Source organism: Leucobacter sp. 7(1) (genome assembly GCF_900163635.1).
GTDB lineage: Bacteria > Actinomycetota > Actinomycetes > Actinomycetales > Microbacteriaceae > Leucobacter.
In genome coordinates this window covers 1-18,110 of the sequence record NZ_FUID01000081.1, presented here as the reverse complement: position 1 = coordinate 18,110, position 18,110 = coordinate 1, and the positions used below count along the sequence as shown (strand labels likewise).

The window sequence follows — 18,110 nt, the reverse complement described above, 5'->3', positions numbered from 1 at the left end:
CGCCCTGCAGTGCGTCCGGTTACCGCTCGTTGGCGATCTGCGTGTGGTGCTGGATCACCTCGGCGACAACAAAGTTGAACCACTTCTCGGCGAATTCGGGATCCAGGTGCGAATCCTCTGCGAGGCCGCGCAACCGGTCGATCTGACGCGCCTCCCGTGAGGGATCCGACGCCGGCATCTCGTTCTCCGCCTTCAGCACCCCGACCTCCTGCGTGCAACGGAAACGTTCCGCGAGCATGTGCACGAGTGCAGCGTCGATGTTGTCGATGCTCGAGCGCAGTCGATCGAGGCGCTGCTCCGGGGTCAGGGACGACACGGCCTAGGCCTCACTCAGCAGGTCATGGAGCTCAACCACCTGTTCGCGCTCCGGGCCAACGCCAACTGCGGAGAACCGTGCACCGCTCATTGCCTCAAGTGCCGTGATGTAGTCCTGGGCGTTCTTCGGCAGTTCGTCGAACGTGCGGCAGCCAGTGATGTCCTCGGACCAGCCCGGGAATTCCTGGTAGATCGGCGTCGCGTGGTGGAAGTCCGACTGGTTGACGGGCATCTCGTCGTGGCGCACGCCGTTCACGTCGTAGGCGACGCACACGGGGATCGTTTCCAGGCCCGAGAGCACGTCGAGCTTCGTGAGCACGAAGTCGGTGACCCCGTTGATACGGGCGGCGTACCGTGCCATCGGTGCGTCGTACCAACCGCAGCGACGGGCGCGGCCGGTGGTGACACCAAACTCACCGCCCTTGGTCTGCAGGAACTCGCCCATCTCGTCGAACAGCTCGGTCGGGAACGGACCCGAACCGACACGGGTCGTGTACGCCTTGATGACCGTGATGATGCGCTGGATCGCGTGCGGCGGCACGCCAGATCCCGTCGCGGCACCGCCGGAGGTCGCGTTCGAGCTCGTCACAAACGGGTACGTGCCGTGGTCGATGTCGAGCATCGTTGCCTGGCCTGCTTCGTAGAGCACCGTCTTGTTATCGGCGAGCGCGTTGTGCAACAGCAGACCGGTGTCGCACACCATCGGCTCGAGCAGCTCGCGGTAGCTCAGCAGATCCGCTACGACGTCATCGGCAGAGATGGCGCGGCGGTTGTAGATCTTGACGAGCACCTGGTTCTTGAATTCGAGCGCTGCCTCCACCTTCTGGCGCAGGATCCCCTCGTCAAAGATGTCCTGGATGCGGATACCAACACGATTGATCTTGTCGGCGTAGGCCGGCCCGATCCCGCGGCCGGTGGTGCCGATCTGGCGCTTGCCAAGGAAACGCTCCGTGACCTTGTCCAGGGTGCGGTGGTATTCGGTGATCACGTGCGCGTTGGCGCTGACCTTCAGCTTCGAGACGTCCACGCCGCGTTCTTTGAGCGCGTCGAGCTCGAGCTTCAGCACTGCCAGGTCCACGACAACGCCGTTCGCGATGACCGGCACGACACCGGGCGTCAGAATGCCGGACGGGAGCAGATGGAGCGCGTACTTCTGGTCTCCGATCACGACAGTGTGACCGGCGTTGTTGCCACCGTTGAACTTGACGACGTAGTCGACGCGGCTTCCGAGCAGGTCGGTCGCGCGTCCCTTTCCTTCATCGCCCCACTGGGCACCGGTGATGAGTACTGCGGGCATTTCAGCCCCTTTCTGAGCACTGGCAAATACCGAGCCAGTCTACCCGGTCCCCTCTGACACCGCTCCGGGCGGAGATTCACCGCCTGCGGGCGACACCGACACGCGCCCCGCATAGGCTGGGACGCAACCGTTCACGATCTGCTGCAGGGAGACCCATGACGAAGCGCCGTATCGTGATCGGAGGCGCTTCCGGGTTCCTCGGCACCCGTCTGGCTGCAGACCTCGCCGCCGACGGCTGGGAGGTTGCCACCGTCGGTCGCACGGGGGCCGACGTCGGGTGGCACGACCCTGCCGCTCTACTTCGCCTCGTGGACGGCGCGGATGCAGTGATCGGGCTCTCCGGGAAGAGCGTCGATTGTCGCTATACCGACGCGAACCGCGACGAGATCCTGCGCTCACGCATCGATACGACCCGCGCGCTCTCGGACGCCATCGCTGCGAGTGCACACCCACCCAGGGTGTGGCTGAACGCAAGCACCACCACGATCTACAGGCACGCGACGGATCGGCCGCAGACCGAGCGCGATGGCGAGATCGGAAGCGGTTTCTCGGTCGATATCGCCCGCGCGTGGGAGCGCGAGTTCATGGCAGCGGATCTCCCCGAAACGCGCCGGGTGGCGCTCCGCACGTCCGTGGTGCTCGGCGACGGTCCGGCGCTGCACACGCTACTGCGGCTCGCGCGACTCGGCGTGGGTGGGCCGCAATTCGACGGCCGCTGGTTTCCGCATCGGCGGTACCGAGGCATTGGGAGTCACCCCACACCGCCGGCGCCGCCTGCGGTGCCACGCACCGGCGGCCGACAGCGCTTCACGTGGGTGCACATCGATGATTTTGTGGGGATTGTGCGCTTCGCGATCGCGACCGACACGCTTGCCGGTCCGGTGAACGTCGCCGCCCCCGGTGTGAGCGACAACCGAACCCTGATGCGGATCCTGCGTCGCACCGTGGGCGCGTGGATCGGGCTGCCGGCGTTCCGGTGGATGCTTGAACCCGCGACGTGGGCGCTCCGCACCGAATCCGAGATGGTGCTCAAGAGCCGGTGGGCACCCTCCGCCGTGCTCGCCGAGGCCGGCTACACGTTCGCGTGGCCGGAGCTCGAACCCGCGGTGCGCGACGTCGACGCGGGCATGCGGCGGGCGTAGTCTTCGCCCCTGCTCATCCATGGGTGAGTTTCCGGGCCTTCGCCACCGCGGGAAGCCCCGGAAAGTCACCCTTCGATGAGCGCCGGTGCTCCCGCGCAGGCCCGGGCCCGGGCCCGCTACGCCTCGATCGCGGCGATCGCCTCGGGGTCCGCGCCGACGAGGAAGTCGGTCAGGCGCTCGATCTCGCCCGCTTCACCGATCGCGATCGCGCCACGACGCAGCGCGTACAGGGCGCGCAGTACGCCGCGGTTCGGTTCGTGGGCCCAGGGCACCGGCCCGGCGCCGCGCCAGCCCGACTTCCGCAGGCGGTCGAGCCCACGGTGGTAGCCGACGCGCGCAAACGCGTAGGCCTCGATCTCGCGTCCCTCGGCGGCCGCGGCATCCGCCAGCTCCACCCAGGCCAGCGGCGACTCAGGGTACGCGCGCACGACCGTCTCCGGATCGGTCCCCGCGGCGAGCGCAGCTGACACCTCCGGCTCGGGTGCGAGGAGGGTGGGTTCAGGGCCGAGGAGGTTCTCACCGATCATGGCGTCAGTGTATCGATTCGGGCTCTGAGCGGGAGCCGAACCTCGACGATGAACTCCTCATCGGGCTCCTTGGACTCCTGCGCTGGGCACAGACGGCCCTCCGGATCCGCGACTTGCAGTGTGCCACCGTGTGCCTGCGCGACCGCGGCGGCGATCGCGAGCCCGAGGCCGCTTCCGGATTCGGCGCGCACGCGTCCGCCGCCCCTCACGAACGGCTCGTGGAGGCGCTCGCGGGTCTCACGGTCGAGCGGCGTCGCGCTGTTGCGCACCACAAGCACCGATTCGTCTCCGTCGGGCAGCCAGGTCAGCCGCACCGTCGTGCCGCTGATTCCGTGCCGGATCGCGTTGCCGAGCAGGTTGTCAAGAAGGCGCCCCAGGACCTCGGGTTTGGCGGGCAGCTCGTGCGGGGTGACGTCGGTAACAACCCGCATATCGTGCTCAACGGCTCGCGCGCGCGCCCGCTCGAGTGGCTCGGCCAAAATTTCGGTGGCCCGGTGCGGGGCCAGTTCGAGCGCTTCCCCGCCGCCCATCCCCACCTGAGCGCGCGTGAGTTCGAGGAGGGCCTCCCCCATCGCGATGCTGCGGCGGTTGACCTCGCGCAGCCGCTCGGCCACCGCGCGGTACTCGGCCGGGGTCGGCTCGGGCCCGTCGAGCAGCATGTCGAGCATCGCCTTTTCGGTGGCCAGGGGGGTGCGCAGCTCGTGCGAGGCGTTTGCCGCGAAGAGTTGCTGGGCTCGGAACGCGTGTTCGAGCCGCTCAAGCATCTCGTCGAGGGTGTCGGAGAGGTCGGTGAGTTCGTCGCGGGGGCCCCGCAGGCCCACGCGCCGATCCAGCCTGGTGGGCGTCGCGGATCGGGCCGCCGCGTTGATCTCGTGCAGCGGCGAGAGCACTCTCCCCGCGAGCACCCAGGCGGCGAGGGATCCCAACACGACAATCACGCACAGCACGATGACCGAGGAACCGAGCAGTGTGCCAAGCACGTCTGATGCGTCACGAATCTCGAGGGAGGGGATTGTTGCGGCGAACCCCTCCAAGCCGTCCAGCTCTGCGTAGGCGGTCGCCTCTCCCGATATCTGCACCTGCGACGCCAGGAGGTCGTCGGGCACCCGAGTTGTCGCTGCCGGCACCGACGGGAGCGCCCACACGGGCCCGTAGCGCATAAAGACATTGAGGCCCACGACGATGATGCCGCCGCCGAGCGCAATGAGGAGCGCGACACTGAGCGTGATTCGGGCCCGAATAGTGAGCCGGAACCGGCCAGCCTTACGGGGCGCCATCAGCGGCCCCCACCCGGTAGCCCACACCAGCAACGGTGTGGATCATGCGCGGCTCGCCGAGGCGCTTGCGCAGCGTCGAGACCGTGACCCGGATCGCGTTGGTAAACGGGTCGGCGTTTTCGTCCCACGCCCGTTCGAGCAGCTGCTCCGCGCTCAGCACGCCGCCGCTTGCCTCCATGAGCACGCACAGCAGCGCGAATTCCTTGCGGCTGAGGCGCACGTACTTGCCGTCGCGAAACACTTCTTGGCGAAACGGGTCGAGAGTGACCCCGTGCGCCTCGAGCACGGGCGGCAGCGACGCCGCGTTGCGGCGGTGCAGGGCCTGCAACCGGGCGATCAGCTCAGGAAAGTCGAAGGGTTTGGCGAGGTAGTCGTCCGCCCCGAGCGCGAAGCCGTCGACTTTGTCCTCGAGCTGGCCGGCCGCGGTGAGCATCAGCACACGCGTGCCGGGAACGTTGGCGACCGCCCAGCGGCACACGTTGTCTCCGTGCATGCCTGGGAGATCCCGATCGAGCAGCATCACGTCGTACTCGGTGTGCCCCAGGATCTCGACCGCGGCCTCGCCGTCGAGCGCGATATCGGCGGCGATCGAGGCGCGCCGCAGCACAGTCTGCACGGCCTCGGCCAAATACGCCTCGTCCTCGACTATCAACACCCGCATAACACTCTTCCGTCTCCCCGCGGGCACAAGCAGCCCCCAGTACTCCGCACAGTCAAACACGACGGACATAAGGAAATGATCTGCGTTTTTGCAGACACCCTCGCAACCGGCCGCGCGGTGAACTTGTGTCCGGTTGCCCTCGCAACCGATCCTCCGAAGAAAGGAAACCCCATGACGCGTACTCAAACCTGGAGCCGCAGCATGCTCCTCGCGCTCCCTGTGGCGGCGCTGCTGCTCTCGGGCTGCTCCGCCACAGCCCCCGAGGGTGACGCGACGGGCTCCGGCGGCGGCACCGATTCCACGGCCGATATCCAGTCGTGGTCGGTGAAGTACGCCGGCTGCATGCAAGGCGAGGGCATCGACTACCCTGATCCAGTTCCGGATTCCAACGGGATGATGGAAGCGCTCAACATCGATGAGCTCGGTGGCATGGATGTGTTCACTGCAGCTGACGAAACCTGCCGCGGCAAGATCGGTGATCCCCCGCCGCCCACCGGCCCGGATGGAAAGCCCCTCACCGAGGAAGACATGCGCAAGAGCACGCTCGAACTCACCGAGTGCCTGCGCGAACAGGGCGTCGATGTCGAGGATCCCACCGAGGGCAGCGGCCTGACCCTCGACGAGACAATCCCCGAAGAGGCGATGGAGGCCTGCGGGCTTGCCGGCGGCGCAAGTGTCTCCATGAGCGCGGGGTAACCGGTGCGCAAGATTTGGATTGGCGTGGCCGCGGCCGTCGCCGTCGCGGGGCTCGCCACCACTGGCTTCATAATCGCCCGCCCCACGCCCGCCCCCGACGTTGCGAAGACGCCTCCCCGCAGCACCGCCGAGGTCGTGCGCGGCAACCTCTCCGAGCAGACGCTCGTGCAGGGGAACCTCGGGTATGTGGGCGAACGGTCGATCTCGGGAGGGGCGGGCACGCTGACCGCGCTCGCCCCCGCGGGGTCCACGGTCGGGGTGGGCGGCGAGCTATTTGCGGTCGACAACGTGCCCGTGATCCTCATGACGGGGGCGCTGCCGCAGTGGCGGGCATTTGCCCTGGGCATGGCGAACGGCCCCGACGTGCAGCAGCTCGAAGCGTCCCTCGCCGAGCTCGGCTACTTCTGGTCGGAGGCCGACGAGATCTTCGACGAAAACACGCGCGTCGGGATCCGGCTCTGGCAGGAAGCAAACGGTCGCGAGAAAACCGGCGAGATCGGCCTCGGAGAGGTTTTTTCTCCCCCGGGCCGCTCCGGATCGCCTCCGCAAAGCTCGCGGTCGGCGCGCAGTCGGCTCCCGGCACCGACATTCTGAGCGTCACCGAGCTGGGGAAAAGCGTCACGGTCAACCTGAAGCTCGCGCAACAAAAGCTCGCGGTTGTCGGCGCGACGGTTGAGGTTGAGCTGCCCGGCGGTGCGAAGACCACGGGAACCGTCACCGCGGTGGATCCGCCGCGCGAGCCCGACGACAAGGGGCCACAGGGTGGCGGCGGCGAGTCCGCCCCGGTCATCCCGGTCACCGTCACCCTCGACACCCCCGACGATGCCGCGTCCATCGACCGCGCCACCGTGCGTGTCTCGTTCACAAGCGAGACCCGGGAAGACGTGCTCTCGGTACCGGTCGGGGCGCTGCTCGCGCTGCCCGGTGGCGGGTACGGGGTCGAGGTTGTGCAGTCTGGCAAGTCGGGCAGCTCCAAGAAATCTGGGCGATCCGGCACCACACAGGTCGCGGTCGAAACCGGGCTCTTTGCCGGCGGCCTCGTGGAGGTCTCGGGCAAGGGACTCAAGGCCGGCATGAAAGTCGTGGTGCCCGAATCATGATCACCCTTGAAGGCATTACCCGCAGCTTCGGCAGCCCACCCACCGAGGTGCTGCGCGGGATCGATCTGCACGTCGAGGCCGGCGAGTTTCTCGGAATCGTCGGCCCCTCGGGATCCGGAAAATCGACGCTACTCAACGTGCTCGGCACCCTCGACCGCCCCACCACCGGGCGGGTCAGGATCGCGGGGCGCGACGTATCCGAGCTCAGCGACAATGCACTCTCAGACGTGCGCGGGCACCGCATCGGCTTTGTCTTCCAGCAGTTCCATCTCACTGACGGCCGCTCAGCGCTCGACAATGTGGGCGACGGGCTGCTCTACCGCGGAAAGTCCCGCAGCGCCCGCCGGAAGGAAGCCGCTGCCGCGCTCGAGCGCGTCGGGCTCGGCCACCGGATGCTGCACCGGCCCCACCAACTCTCGGGCGGCGAGCGGCAGCGTGTCGCGATCGCGCGGGCGACTGTCGGTCGCCCCGAGATCCTGCTGGCCGACGAGCCGACGGGCAACCTCGACCAGGCCTCGGGCGGCAGCGTGCTGCGCTTGCTGCACCAGCTCAACGAGTCGGGCACCACGATCGTCATGATTACGCACGACCGCGAGCTCGCGGCCTCACTGCCGCGCCGCGTGCGCGTGATCGACGGGCAACTACACTCGGATGGAGACCCCGCATGACCCGCGCTTTCCAGGAACGCTCGCGGCTGCGCGGCGTCGATCTGCTCGCCCTCAGCACCTCCGGGATCCGTGCGCGACCGCTGCGGGCGATCCTCTCGGCCCTCGGCATCGCGATCGGCATCGCCGCGATGGTGGCGGTACTCGGCATTTCGGCGTCCAGCCAGGCGAAGCTGCAACAGCAGCTTGACGCGCTCGGCACCAATTTACTGACGGTGGAGGCTGGCACCGATCTCTTCGGGAGCGAGACGCCCCTGGCCCAGGACGCGACGGGCCGCGCCGCGCGCGTTCCGGGTGCCCTCGATTCCGCTGGTGTCGGTGAGCTCAAGAACGCGCGGGTGTACCGCAGCAATCTCATCCCCGCGGCGCAAAGCGGCGGGCTCGCGGTGCGGGCCGCGGACACCGCGCTGCTCGGAGTGCTGGGGGCCACGTTGCGCGCCGGATCCTGGTTCAACGACGCCACGGCGAACTATCCCACCGTGGTGCTGGGTTCTGCCGCCGCGAAGCAACTCGGCATCGAGCACCCCGGCACACTGATTTGGTTGGGTGACCAACAGTTCTCGGTGCTCGGGATCCTCGCGCCCGTTGAGCTCGCCCCCGAACTCGACACCAGCGCAATTGTGGGCGTGGGCGTCGCCCAGGAACGTCTCGGGTACGACGGATCGCCCACGCGACTCTACCTGCGCGCCGAGGAGGAGACACTGACGAAGACGCGCGAGCTGCTGCCGAAGACGATCGGGCCCGAGCGCCCCGAGGCTGTCAAGGTATCTAGGCCGTCCGACGCGCTCGCCGCGAAGGGCGCCGCCGACGAGACCTTCACCGGCCTGCTGCTGGGGCTCGGCTCGCTGGGCCTCCTGGTAGGCGGAATCGGGGTCGCCAACACAATGATCATCTCGGTCATGGAGCGGCGACGCGAGATCGGCTTGCGGCGCGCGATTGGTGCCCGCCGCTCGCATATCCGGCGCCAGTTCCTCGGCGAGGCGCTCGTGCTCTCGGCCCTGGGCGGCGTGGCCGGTGCCGGGCTGGGGGCCCTGATCACGGCCGGGTTCGCGGCCTCCGGTGGTTGGCCGTTTGCGCTCCCCGCGTTTGTGCCCGTGGCGGCAATCGGCGCCACACTCGTGGTGGGGGCGCTCGCAGGGATCCTGCCGGCCTGGCGTGCGGCTCAGGTATCTCCGACTGTCGCGCTCAGCGGGTAGCGAGTATGCCGACTACCCAGCGATACGGAGCGAGCCCAGGATTCTCACGAGCTGCGCGTAGTCCTCGCTCTGCTGGTAGGCGCGGGCCTCCTCCATCGAGCCGAACAGCCACTGCGAGCTCGGGTCGTAGTTGTCGACCTGCAACCGCGTCGCGAACAGGAGCGGACCCGCGTCGGTGTGGAGCAGGTTGTAGTACATGCAGTACTCGGGCAGCACATCGTCGGCGAGCGCGAGGCTCGCGATCACGCCCTCCGCGACCGGAGCGGCTCGGAATACAACCTTCGGACCGACAAGCTGGAGCCCCGTGGTGTCTGCGGTCGGGACATACCCCGGGATGTCGACGGACTGCGCCGCAAGCTCTTCGACAGCCAGCGGGGGGAGCGCGCCGCAGGCCCCGCCAAGCCCCTGCACCTGGTTCATGAACACGAGCCGCTGGGTGCCGGCCGGATCGAACACGCCGAGCTGCACGATCCCCATATCGTTCGGGGACCCCAGATCTTGCACGCTCCACCCGGGCGGGATCTCAAAGGAGTGGGTGATCCGGGGGTCAGTGAACCGCTCCCACGGCGCGGGCGGCGGCGTAGTCGGTGCCTCCGTCGTGGGCGCGGGCGTCTCCGAGGGGCTCGGGGGTGCGGTCGTCGGTGGGGCCGAAGTTGTGGGTTTCGGAGGCGTGACCGGCTCTGGCGCACACGCGCTCAGCCCGGCGGCAAGGACGACGGCCGCAAGGGCCGCCATGATCCGACGCTGCTGCATGATTCCCCCGATTCTGCCCGCCCCGCGGGTGCCGGCTAGCGGTAGTTAACGAACTGCAGGGCGACATCGATGTCCGCGCCCTTCAGCAGCGCCATCGTGGCCTGCAAATCGTCGCGGCTCTTCGAGGAAACGCGGAGCTCGTCGCCCTGGATCTGCGACTTCACACTCTTGGGGCCCTCGTCCCGGATCAGCTTGTTGAGCTTCTTCGCGGTCGCCTGGTCGATGCCCTCTTTCAGCTTCGACTCGATCCGGTACTCCTTGCCGCTGGGGAAGGGTTCGCCCGTGTCGAGCGACTTCAACGACAGCGAGCGCTTGATGAACTTGGACTGGAGCACGTCGAGGACCGCGGTGGCGCGCTCCTCAGTGTTCGCCTTAATGAGGATCGTCTCGCCACTCAGCGAGATATCCGCGCCCACACCCTTGAAGTCGTAGCGCTGCTCGACCTCCTTGCGGGCCTGGTTCACCGCATTCTCGACCTCCATCGAGTCGATCTTGCTCACCACGTCAAACGAAGAATCAGCCATACCCCCCAGCATACCGACACCGCACGGCGACACATTTAGCAATACCTGGAATAACCAAAGCGAATATGTTGCTACACTCTCGGTGGCCCCCGCGCCGACGCATCCCCGAGCCGCAAAGGACTCCCGCTCTATGACCGCCTCCCCCGCTTCCCCCGCGACGCCCACGCGCCGCCTCCCCCGCTGGGTCACCTCCTTCGGGTGGCAGATCCTCGCCGCGCTTGTGCTCGGCCTGATCCTTGGCGGGGTCGCGATGTCCCTCGGCGCCGACGCCGAGGGCAACCCGAACGGCCTGCACGCCACACTCGCGACAATCGGCGGCAGCTACGTCTCGCTGTTGCGCGCGGCGGTCGTGCCCCTCATCTTCACGGCGATCGTGTCGAGCATCGTCGGCCTGCGCAAGGTCACCAACGCCGCGCGCCTTGCCGGCCAGACGCTCATATGGTTCGCGATTACCGCGCTCATCGCCGTCACGATCGGCATCGTGCTCGGTGTTGTGCTCCGCCCGGGTGCCTCTGCCTCGCAGAGCGAGCTCACCACGGGCGACCCGTACACCGTGGGCACCTGGTGGAACTTCCTCACGGGGCTGGTCCCCAGCAACTTCCTCGGCCTCACTGTCGGCGGCTCCATTGACGTCGAGGCGGGCACCCTCAGCGCGAGCCCCAGCTTCAACGTGCTCCAGGTCATCGTGATCTCGGTCGCCGTCGGCATCGCCGCGCTGAAGATCGGCGAAAAGGCAGAACCGTTTATCCGCCTCACCGAGTCGGCCCTCGCCATCATCCAGAAGGTGCTGTGGTGGATCATCCGGATCGCTCCGCTCGGCACGATCGGCCTGATCGGCAACGCGGTCGCCGAATACGGCTGGAGCAAGATGGGCTCGCTCACCTGGTTTGTCGTGGTGCTCTACCTCGGCTTGGCGCTTGTCTTGTTCGTGGTCTACCCGATCCTCGTCCGCGCGCACGGCCTGTCCGTGAAGCAGTACTTCTCCGGCGTGTGGCCCGCGGTGCAGCTTGGATTCGTCAGCCGCTCCTCGATCGGCACGCTTCCGCTCACGCAGCGCGTGACGGAGCGCAACCTCGGCGTGCCCCGCGGCTATGCCTCGTTCGCGGTGCCGCTCGGCGCCACCACCAAGATGGACGGCTGCGCTGCGATCTACCCGGCTGTCGCCGCGATCTTCATTGCCCAGTTCTTCGGGATCGAGCTCACGCTTGTGCAGTACCTGCTGATCGTGCTTGTCTCCGTGGTCGGCTCGGCCGCAACCGCCGGGACCACGGGCGCGACGGTGATGCTGACGCTCACCCTGTCGACGCTCGGCCTGCCGCTCGAGGGGGTCGGCCTGCTGCTCGCTGTCGACCCGATCATCGACATGGGTCGCACCGCGGTCAACGTCGCGGGCCAGGCGCTCGTCCCCGCCATCGTCGCAAAGCGCGAGGGAATCCTCGATCAGGACCTCTACGACGCCCCGCGCCGCGGCCAGGCCTTTGATAACGAAGACGTGGACGCGGAGCTGTCCCCGACCGCAGAGCCAGCCTCAAGCATCGAGCCGGTTCCCGCGGACGCCACGCGCTAGGCGACACCGCACACGAAACTCCCCGGGGCATCATGCTCCGGGGAGTTTCGTGCGTTCCAGTCCCGGCCGCGCCCTACTCGGGCAGGATCTCGAGCAGCGCGGCGGAGCCCATGCCCCAGCCCACGCACATGCTCACGACGGCAAAGCGTGCACCGCGGCGGCGGCCCTCCAGCAGGGCATGACCCACCATCCGTGCCCCGCTCATGCCGTACGGATGCCCGATCGAGATCGCGCCACCGTTGACATTGAGCTTCTCGTCCGGGATACCCAGCCGGTCGCGGCACTCCACGAGCTGCGATGCGAACGCCTCGTTGATCTCCCACAGATCGATGTCGTCGACCCCCAGGCCGTGGTCCGCGAGCAGCGCGGGGATCGCGAGCGCGGGACCGAGCCCCATCTCCTCCGGAGCGAGCCCGACAGAGCGCATGCCTCGGAAAATCCCGAGCGGTGCGAGGCCACGGCGACTCGCTTCCGCCTCCGACATCAGCACGGATGCAGCCGCGCCGTCGGAAAGCTGTGACGAGTTCCCCGCGGTCACCGTGGACTCCGCCCCGAGCACCGGGGCGAGGCCGGCGAGGCCGGCCGCCGTGGTCCCAGGGCGATTGCACTCGTCGCGGTTCAGGGTGACCGCGACCGCGCGCTCGGCGCGGGTCTCCCGATCCGCCACCCGTTGTACGGCGTCAACGGGCACGATTTCCTCGGCAAAGATGCCCGAGGCCTGCGCGGCCGCGGTGCGCTGCTGACTCAGCAGCGCGTACGCGTCCTGCGCCTCGCGGCTCACCCCATACTTTCTGGCGACAAGATCCGCGGTCTCCAGCATGCTCAGGTAGTAGCCGTCGCGCACGCTCGCAATCCGGAACTCGTGGTCGTTCCAGTGGGAATTCTGTACAAGTGAGACGCTGTCCACGCCGCCGGCGAGGGCGATCCGCGCCTCACCGGTGCGGATCTGATTCGCGGCTGTCGCCATCGCGCTCAGTCCGGAGGCGCACTGCCGATCGATCGTGGCGGCCGGCACGGAGTCGGGCAGCCCTGCGGCGAAGACCGCGTGCCGGGCCACGTTCACCGCGGCTGAGCCCTGGGTGAGCGCGCAGCCGAGTGTGAGGTCCTCAACCTCGCCGCCCTCAAGCCCGGCCCGGTCGACCGCGGCGCGCAGCGCGTGCGCGGCGAGGACCGGGACCTGCACGGAGTTGTAGGACCCGCGATACGCCTTGGCGATCGGCGTGCGTGCGGTGGCAACAATCACTGCGGTTTCGGACATCACTAGATTCCTTCCAGGCCGCACCAGTCGGCGATAAACAGGGCCGTCGTCTGGGTGACACGGCGTACAGACTCCAGATCAACGCGCTCGTCAAAACCGTGAATCGATTCCGCCTTCGGCCCGTAGACGAGCGCCGGAGTGTCCGCATAGAGACCGAAGAACCGCGCGTCGGTAGTCGCGGTGATCGCTTCGAGTTCCAGCTCCGCTCCGGCCGCGGTCTGGTGGGCGGTGCGCAGCGCAACCTCGGCGGCTCGGGTCGTGGGCCGAGCATCATCGGCGAGCGCGTACCCCTCGGCGGCGAAGCCGAAGTACGTGATCTCTGGCAGGCTGTTGGCGAGGAACGGGTGGGCGGCCGCGGCCACACGAATCGTCTCCTCGATGGCGGCCTTCAGCTCGGCGAGATCCTCACCCGGGAAGAGTCCCATGCGCGCATCGAAACTACACCACGCTGGTACGGAGCTGGCCCAGTCGCCACCGACGATCTTGCCGATGTTCAGGTTCAGTGCGTGCTCCGCGTCCGCGAACTCGGAGTGGCGGCGCTCCGGAGCGTTGCGATCCGCCTCGAGCTCGTGCAGGGCCGCGACGAGCGGGAACGCCGCCTCGATCGCGTTCGCCCCGCTCCCCGCGTACGCGACGTGAGTGGGCCGCCCGCGCAGGTGCACCTGGAACCACAGCACTCCCACCTGCGCCGAGACGAGGTGCTCGCTGAACGGCTCCGAGATCAGCGCCGCGTCGGCCCGGTACCCGCGCTGCAGGCAGGCGAGCGCGCCATTGCCGGTGCACTCTTCTTCAACCACCGACTGGTAGAACACATCGGCGGCGGGACGCTGCCCCAGCATCCGCAGCGCCTCGAGGGCGAACAGGTTCGAGGCGAGTCCGGCTTTCATGTCGCCGCCGCCGCGACCCGAGAGCCAGTCTCCCGAGACCTCGGGCGCGAAGGGATCGTGCGCCCACATGTCGAGCGGGCCTGTCGGCACGACGTCGACGTGCCCGTTCAGGATCAGACTGCGCCCGGTGCGGGTGCGGCTGCGCAGTGCTCCCACCACGTTTGGCGCATCCGTGTACGGCGCTTCGACCGCGGAGTATCCGGGCAACCCCGCGATGTCTTCGGTACGCACTTCCCAGCGATCCACCTCGAAGCCGCAATCGCCGAGCTCTTCGGCGATGAAGTCCTGCGCAGAGCGCTCGGCGCCGCGCAGTGAGGGGTGTCGCACGAGTTCGGTGAGAAAAGCGACTTCCCGATCGAAAAGCGTGTCGACCGTGGTGCGGATCGTGTCCGGCGTGATGTCCATGAGCATCCTTTGCTGGGTGGGTTCAGAAACGGGGCAGTTCGCCGCTGGGCACGGCGAGCGGGGCGGCGGTGCGGGCCACAACATCGTCGGGTGTCACGCCCTCTGCGACCTCGACAAGCGCGAGCCCGGCGGGGGTGACGTCGATCACGGCGAGGTCCGTATAGATCCGGCTCACGTGTCCGCGCGCCGTGAGCGGCAGCGTGCAGGCCTCGACGATCTTCGAAGCCCCCGTCCGGTCGACGTGCGTCATGATCACCGCCACGCGCCGCGCTTTCTGGGCGAGCTCGATCGCACCGCCCACGCCCGGGGCCTGCTTACCGGGGATTCGCCAGTTCGCCAGGTCACCGTTGGCGGCGACCTGGAACGCGCCCAGCAGCGTCAGATCGAGCCGCCCGGAGCGCACGATCGCGAAGCTCACGGAGCTATCGCAGAAGCTCGTTCCAGGAACCCTGCTGAGATAGGCCCCGCCAGAGTCAATGAGCGTGCGCTCCTCGGATCCGGCCGGGGCGACCGGACCGGCCCCCACGATCCCGTTCTCGGAGTGGACGCAGACGGGGAGCGCCGGATCCAAATGCGCCAGCACCTGGGTGGGGAGCCCGATCCCGAGGTTGACCGTCATTCCGGGGGCCACGTCAGCGGCAGCGCGGCGCAGCATCCGTTCCTTAGCGTTGAACGACATCGTAGACCTCCGGGAGGGTGGTGATGGGGGTGACGTGATCGACAAACGCGCCGGGCAGGTGCGCGTCCTCGGCCGGGATCGCGCCGAGGCCGACGATGCGCTCGGCCTCGACGATGGTGCGGTCCGCGGCCATCGCCATGAGGGGATTGAAGTTGCGCGCCGATCCGGCAAAACGGAGGTTTCCGAACGGGTCGGCCTCCGCCGCGTGCACGAGCGCGAAGTCGGCGCGAAGCGCCGGCTCGAACAGTGCGGTCTGGCCGGCCACAGCCACGCGCTCCGTGCCCGATTCAAGCTCCGTCCCCATACCAATGTCGGTGACGATCCCGAGCAATCCGGAGCCGGCGGCACGGATCCGCTCGGCGAGGATGCCTTGGGGTACGAAGTCGACGCGCAGCTCGCCCTCATTCATGAGCCGCATCGCGTTCGGGTTGAGCCCGATATGCGTCGCGATGAGGCGATCCACCTGGCCGTTGGCGAGCAGCAGATCAACACCCATGCCCGCCTCGTTCGCGTCGTTCTTGATGATCGTGAGGCCGCGCGGGCCGCGGCGCACAAGCTCCGCGATGAGCCGAAACGGGGTGCCGGGCACCCCAAAGCCCCCGAGCATCACCGTGGCACCGTCGCCGATCTCCGCGATCGCGTCGACCGCGGCCGCGTATTTTGTGGGAAGTGGCATGATCGCGTCCTGTGTCCTATCGGGATTCCTGAGATGCGGGTGCCTGGCTCGGGCTGCTGCCCGGCTCGGCTCCCTCGGGTTCCAGCACATCGTCCCGAATCTCCGGGGCGAGTTTGAGGCTCACGAGGGCCACCGCGGTCAGCAGAATGTAGAAGGCGATGACACTCCAGATCGACCCGGTCGCAAGGAAAAGGCCGGTAGCGATCAACGGGGAGAGACCACCCCAGATCGCCGATCCTGCACTGTATGCAATCGACAGGCTCGTCTGTCGCGAGTCGGCCTCATACATCTGGGACATGATTGCCGCGAGCGGGGCCCAGGTCGCATTCATCGTGACGCGCACAATCGACAGCAGCGCAAACAGCAGCCAGGTCGCGTGGCCGAGCACGAGGAACGTGGGGATCACGAACGCCACGGAAACCACCAACCCGATGGCCATCACCCGCTTGCGTCCCCACCGGTCCGCCGCGATGCCGAGCGGCAGGGTCGAGACGAGATGCCAGAACGAGGCAAACGTCATCGCGTTGAGCACAAGCGTGGGGCTCAGCCCCACCGAGTCACCGGTGGCGTACGCCGTCATGAACGTTGTCATGATGTAGTACCCGCCCGAGGACACCGCGATGAGGCCAGTGCCGATGAGGATCGCCCGCCAGTTCCGCTTGAACGCAAGCTTTGCGGGGAGTTCAAGCGGCGTATCGAGTACGCTGCGGCGCGCCTGAGCCTCCTGGAACACAGGGGTTTCCTCGACGGTCATGCGCACCCAGAACCCGATCGCGATGAGTACCGCGGAGAGCAGGAACGGGATCCGCCAGCCCCAGTCGAGCATGAACTCCTGGCCGCCGAGCGTCAGTAGGGCAAACACACCGGAGGCGAGGAGGGCACCCATCGGGTTGCCGAGCTGGGGGAAGCTGCCATAGAACGACTTGTACTTCTCGGGAGCGTTCTCCACAGCCATGAGCACAGCACCGCCCCACTCGCCGCCGACCGCGAGGCCCTGCAGCATCCGCAGCGCGACGAGGAGGATCGGAGCGGCAAAGCCGATGGCCTCGAAGGTGGGGAGGAACCCGACAAGCATCGTCGCGACCCCCATCAACACCAGGGTGAGCACAAGCGACTGGCGGCGGCCGATCCGGTCGCCAATATGGCCGAAGATGATTCCGCCGAGCGGGCGCACGAGGAAGCCGGTCGCGTAGGTCGCGAAGGACGCGAGCACGCCAAGTCCGGGCTCGACCTCGGGGAAAAACAGCGGACCGAACACAAGCGCTGCCGCGGTGGCGAACACGTAGAAGTCGTAGAACTCGATCGAGGTCCCGACGAAGGAGGCGAAGCCCGCCTTGAGTGCGCGCCGGTGACTGAACGGTTGGGGGGAGGACATGGAGTGCGGATCTCCTTTGATGCGACAGGGAACACGCCACCGAAATTCCGGTGGGGACTTGACCGAGATTATCAGTTTCATGCATAGTTGATCATTGTGATTATTAATGGAGATTATTGTGCGGCCGTATGAGCAACGGTTCGTGTGGAACCTTGACTGGAACCTGCTGCGCACCTTCACCGTTGTGGTGGAGCAGGAAGGGATCACCCGCGCCGCCGAGTTCATGAGCGTGAGCCAGCCCACAGTCTCCAGCGCACTCAAGCGCCTCGAATCCACACTCGGCCAGACCCTGCTTGATCGCCGCCCCGGCCACTTTGCGCTCACTCCCGCAGGCGCCGCGCTCTACGCGCAGGGCCGCGAGGTCTTCGGAACCGTCTCACGAATCCCCAATCTGCTGGCCGCCTCCGAGCGAGAAGTCTCCGGCCACGTGACAATCGCCACGACAAGCCACATCGTCTCGCCGCACTATGACGTGGTGCTCGCCGAGTTCGCCGAGCAGTACCCCGAGGTCACCTTTACGGTCACGGTCACCGACAGCGCCGAGGTGGTGAGCCGAGTGCGCCAGGGCACCGCGACCCTCGGCCTGTGCTTGCTCCGCGGTGACGACGCCGCCGGCCTCGATACCGAAGTGCTCTACCGTGAACGATTCGGCCTCTTCTGCGGCCCCACCCACCCGCTCTTCGGCGAGGCCGAGGTGCCACTCGAGCGCCTGGCCGGACAGCCGGCCGTGTCATTCCAGACGGAAGCGGAGAACGGGCCGCTCTTTCACGTGCGCCAGCTCCGCGAGCGCGCCAATCTGAGCCCCGAACCCCGCGCGGTATCCGCGAACCTGCTCGAGGTGCGCCGCATGATTACGGCCGGGCTCGGGATCGGCGCACTCCCCGTGCACGTCGCGCGCGCGGACGTCGCGGCCGGGCACCTGTGGCCTGTTGTCGCGGAGCCCGAGCTCAGAGACACCGACATTTGCCTGGTCACGAGCCCGAAGCGCAGCCTCGATCGCGCCGAGGCAACTTTCCTTGCCGCACTCCGAAACATGATCGCGGCCACCCCCCTGAGCGAGCGTAGCTACCACTAGCGCGCGCCCCGCCGCGCGCTAGTGGTAGCTACGCT

At 67.7% G+C, this 18,110-nt stretch carries 20 protein-coding genes; 8 read left to right on the top strand and 12 right to left on the bottom strand.

Going from position 1 to position 18,110, the window contains the following annotated elements; all coding sequences use genetic code 11:
* Nucleotides 1–19: 19 nt before the first annotated feature.
* Together FM113_RS15190 and FM113_RS15185 are read right to left on the bottom strand one after the other, a co-directional pair.
* A complete protein-coding gene (locus FM113_RS15190) occupies nt 20–316 on the bottom strand; it encodes a chorismate mutase (protein WP_087015677.1) in 297 nt (98 codons plus the stop codon).
* A gap of 3 nt (nt 317–319) precedes the next feature.
* On the bottom strand, nt 320–1,612 hold the full coding sequence (locus FM113_RS15185) for an adenylosuccinate synthase (protein WP_087015676.1): 1,293 nt from the start codon (nt 1,610–1,612) through the stop codon (nt 320–322).
* Nucleotides 1,613–1,767: 155 nt separating this feature from the next.
* Between FM113_RS15185 and FM113_RS15180 the strand changes: the two genes are divergently transcribed.
* Nucleotides 1,768–2,754, top strand: a complete 987-nt coding sequence (locus FM113_RS15180; protein WP_087015675.1) for an epimerase — start codon at nt 1,768–1,770, stop codon at nt 2,752–2,754.
* Between the two features lie 116 nt (nt 2,755–2,870).
* On the opposite strand, the gene FM113_RS15175 is transcribed toward FM113_RS15180, so the two are convergent.
* The 3 genes from FM113_RS15175 to FM113_RS15165 are packed head-to-tail and all read right to left on the bottom strand — an operon-like array spanning nt 2,871 to nt 5,219.
* A complete protein-coding gene (locus FM113_RS15175; RefSeq protein ID WP_087015674.1) occupies nt 2,871–3,281 on the bottom strand; it encodes a DUF3151 domain-containing protein in 411 nt (136 codons plus the stop codon).
* A complete protein-coding gene (locus FM113_RS15170) occupies nt 3,278–4,558 on the bottom strand; it encodes an ATP-binding protein (RefSeq protein WP_087015673.1) in 1,281 nt (426 codons plus the stop codon). The genes FM113_RS15175 and FM113_RS15170 overlap by 4 nt, the downstream gene beginning before the upstream one ends.
* Nucleotides 4,545–5,219, bottom strand: coding sequence for a response regulator transcription factor (locus FM113_RS15165; RefSeq protein WP_087015672.1), 675 nt, complete (start codon nt 5,217–5,219; stop codon nt 4,545–4,547). Before FM113_RS15165 ends, FM113_RS15170 begins: the two co-directional genes overlap by 14 nt.
* A gap of 171 nt (nt 5,220–5,390) precedes the next feature.
* Between FM113_RS15165 and FM113_RS15160 the strand changes: the two genes are divergently transcribed.
* The 5 genes from FM113_RS15160 (at nt 5,391) to FM113_RS15140 (ending at nt 8,876) form a co-directional block, all read left to right on the top strand.
* Nucleotides 5,391–5,915: a hypothetical protein gene (locus FM113_RS15160; protein ID WP_140393388.1), complete on the top strand. Its 525-nt coding sequence runs from the start codon at nt 5,391–5,393 to the stop codon at nt 5,913–5,915.
* Nucleotides 5,916–5,918: 3 nt separating this feature from the next.
* Nucleotides 5,919–6,509, top strand: coding sequence for a peptidoglycan-binding domain-containing protein (locus FM113_RS15155; RefSeq protein WP_087015670.1), 591 nt, complete (start codon nt 5,919–5,921; stop codon nt 6,507–6,509).
* A 128-nt stretch (nt 6,510–6,637) separates the two neighbouring features.
* Entirely contained in the window at nt 6,638–7,015 is a 378-nt protein-coding gene (locus tag FM113_RS15150; protein WP_087015669.1) for a hypothetical protein, read from the top strand.
* The gene (locus tag FM113_RS15145) at nt 7,012–7,683 is read left to right on the top strand and encodes an ABC transporter ATP-binding protein (protein ID WP_087015668.1); all 672 of its coding nucleotides are present in this window, start codon (nt 7,012–7,014) and stop codon (nt 7,681–7,683) included. Before FM113_RS15150 ends, FM113_RS15145 begins: the two co-directional genes overlap by 4 nt.
* On the top strand, nt 7,680–8,876 hold the full coding sequence (locus FM113_RS15140; protein ID WP_087015667.1) for an ABC transporter permease: 1,197 nt from the start codon (nt 7,680–7,682) through the stop codon (nt 8,874–8,876). Before FM113_RS15145 ends, FM113_RS15140 begins: the two co-directional genes overlap by 4 nt.
* 12 nt (nt 8,877–8,888) lie before the next feature.
* On the opposite strand, the gene FM113_RS15135 is transcribed toward FM113_RS15140, so the two are convergent.
* Nucleotides 8,889–9,629: a hypothetical protein gene (locus FM113_RS15135; RefSeq protein ID WP_087015666.1), complete on the bottom strand. Its 741-nt coding sequence runs from the start codon at nt 9,627–9,629 to the stop codon at nt 8,889–8,891.
* 35 nt (nt 9,630–9,664) lie between these two features.
* Nucleotides 9,665–10,153, bottom strand: a complete 489-nt coding sequence (locus FM113_RS15130) for a YajQ family cyclic di-GMP-binding protein (protein WP_087015665.1) — start codon at nt 10,151–10,153, stop codon at nt 9,665–9,667.
* A 130-nt stretch (nt 10,154–10,283) separates the two neighbouring features.
* Here FM113_RS15130 and FM113_RS15125 point away from each other — a divergent pair, with 130 nt between their 5' ends.
* Complete coding sequence (locus tag FM113_RS15125) at nt 10,284–11,720, top strand: dicarboxylate/amino acid:cation symporter (RefSeq protein ID WP_087015664.1); 1,437 nt, start codon at nt 10,284–10,286, stop codon at nt 11,718–11,720.
* A 73-nt stretch (nt 11,721–11,793) separates the two neighbouring features.
* Here the strand turns inward: FM113_RS15125 and FM113_RS15120 are convergent, their stop codons facing one another.
* The 5 genes from FM113_RS15120 to FM113_RS15100 are packed head-to-tail and all read right to left on the bottom strand — an operon-like array spanning nt 11,794 to nt 17,000.
* Nucleotides 11,794–12,978, bottom strand: a complete 1,185-nt coding sequence (locus FM113_RS15120) for a thiolase family protein (RefSeq protein WP_087015663.1) — start codon at nt 12,976–12,978, stop codon at nt 11,794–11,796.
* A gap of 2 nt (nt 12,979–12,980) precedes the next feature.
* Nucleotides 12,981–14,270, bottom strand: a complete 1,290-nt coding sequence (locus FM113_RS15115; RefSeq protein WP_087015662.1) for an ArgE/DapE family deacylase — start codon at nt 14,268–14,270, stop codon at nt 12,981–12,983.
* A gap of 22 nt (nt 14,271–14,292) precedes the next feature.
* Nucleotides 14,293–14,949 carry a 3-oxoacid CoA-transferase subunit B gene (locus FM113_RS15110; protein WP_217896032.1) on the bottom strand — a complete coding sequence of 219 codons (657 nt, stop codon included), beginning with the start codon at nt 14,947–14,949 and terminating at the stop codon, nt 14,293–14,295.
* Nucleotides 14,933–15,625, bottom strand: a complete 693-nt coding sequence (locus tag FM113_RS15105; RefSeq protein ID WP_217896031.1) for a CoA transferase subunit A — start codon at nt 15,623–15,625, stop codon at nt 14,933–14,935. Before FM113_RS15105 ends, FM113_RS15110 begins: the two co-directional genes overlap by 17 nt.
* A gap of 16 nt (nt 15,626–15,641) precedes the next feature.
* A complete protein-coding gene (locus tag FM113_RS15100; RefSeq protein WP_087015659.1) occupies nt 15,642–17,000 on the bottom strand; it encodes an MFS transporter in 1,359 nt (452 codons plus the stop codon).
* A 106-nt stretch (nt 17,001–17,106) separates the two neighbouring features.
* Here FM113_RS15100 and FM113_RS15095 point away from each other — a divergent pair, with 106 nt between their 5' ends.
* On the top strand, nt 17,107–18,075 hold the full coding sequence (locus FM113_RS15095) for a LysR family transcriptional regulator (RefSeq protein ID WP_217896030.1): 969 nt from the start codon (nt 17,107–17,109) through the stop codon (nt 18,073–18,075).
* The last annotated feature ends 35 nt before the right edge of the window (nt 18,076–18,110 follow it).

What these genes read in the sequence shown, in the direction of transcription:
- FM113_RS15105 (WP_217896031.1), bottom strand. Translation starts at nt 15,625, where the DNA reads ATGCCACTTCCCACAAAATACGCGGCCGCGGTCGACGCGATCGCGGAG.
- FM113_RS15140 (WP_087015667.1), top strand. Translation starts at nt 7,680, where the DNA reads ATGACCCGCGCTTTCCAGGAACGCTCGCGGCTGCGCGGCGTCGATCTG.
- FM113_RS15125 (WP_087015664.1), top strand. Translation starts at nt 10,284, where the DNA reads ATGACCGCCTCCCCCGCTTCCCCCGCGACGCCCACGCGCCGCCTCCCC.
- FM113_RS15170 (WP_087015673.1), bottom strand. Translation starts at nt 4,558, where the DNA reads ATGGCGCCCCGTAAGGCTGGCCGGTTCCGGCTCACTATTCGGGCCCGA.
- FM113_RS15185 (WP_087015676.1), bottom strand. Translation starts at nt 1,612, where the DNA reads ATGCCCGCAGTACTCATCACCGGTGCCCAGTGGGGCGATGAAGGAAAG.
- FM113_RS15160 (WP_140393388.1), top strand. Translation starts at nt 5,391, where the DNA reads ATGACGCGTACTCAAACCTGGAGCCGCAGCATGCTCCTCGCGCTCCCT.
- FM113_RS15135 (WP_087015666.1), bottom strand. Translation starts at nt 9,629, where the DNA reads ATGCAGCAGCGTCGGATCATGGCGGCCCTTGCGGCCGTCGTCCTTGCC.
- FM113_RS15115 (WP_087015662.1), bottom strand. Translation starts at nt 14,270, where the DNA reads ATGGACATCACGCCGGACACGATCCGCACCACGGTCGACACGCTTTTC.
- FM113_RS15100 (WP_087015659.1), bottom strand. Translation starts at nt 17,000, where the DNA reads ATGTCCTCCCCCCAACCGTTCAGTCACCGGCGCGCACTCAAGGCGGGC.
- FM113_RS15145 (WP_087015668.1), top strand. Translation starts at nt 7,012, where the DNA reads ATGATCACCCTTGAAGGCATTACCCGCAGCTTCGGCAGCCCACCCACC.
- FM113_RS15165 (WP_087015672.1), bottom strand. Translation starts at nt 5,219, where the DNA reads ATGCGGGTGTTGATAGTCGAGGACGAGGCGTATTTGGCCGAGGCCGTG.
- FM113_RS15130 (WP_087015665.1), bottom strand. Translation starts at nt 10,153, where the DNA reads ATGGCTGATTCTTCGTTTGACGTGGTGAGCAAGATCGACTCGATGGAG.
- FM113_RS15120 (WP_087015663.1), bottom strand. Translation starts at nt 12,978, where the DNA reads ATGTCCGAAACCGCAGTGATTGTTGCCACCGCACGCACGCCGATCGCC.
- FM113_RS15175 (WP_087015674.1), bottom strand. Translation starts at nt 3,281, where the DNA reads ATGATCGGTGAGAACCTCCTCGGCCCTGAACCCACCCTCCTCGCACCC.
- FM113_RS15095 (WP_217896030.1), top strand. Translation starts at nt 17,107, where the DNA reads ATGGAGATTATTGTGCGGCCGTATGAGCAACGGTTCGTGTGGAACCTT.
- FM113_RS15180 (WP_087015675.1), top strand. Translation starts at nt 1,768, where the DNA reads ATGACGAAGCGCCGTATCGTGATCGGAGGCGCTTCCGGGTTCCTCGGC.
- FM113_RS15110 (WP_217896032.1), bottom strand. Translation starts at nt 14,949, where the DNA reads ATGTCGTTCAACGCTAAGGAACGGATGCTGCGCCGCGCTGCCGCTGAC.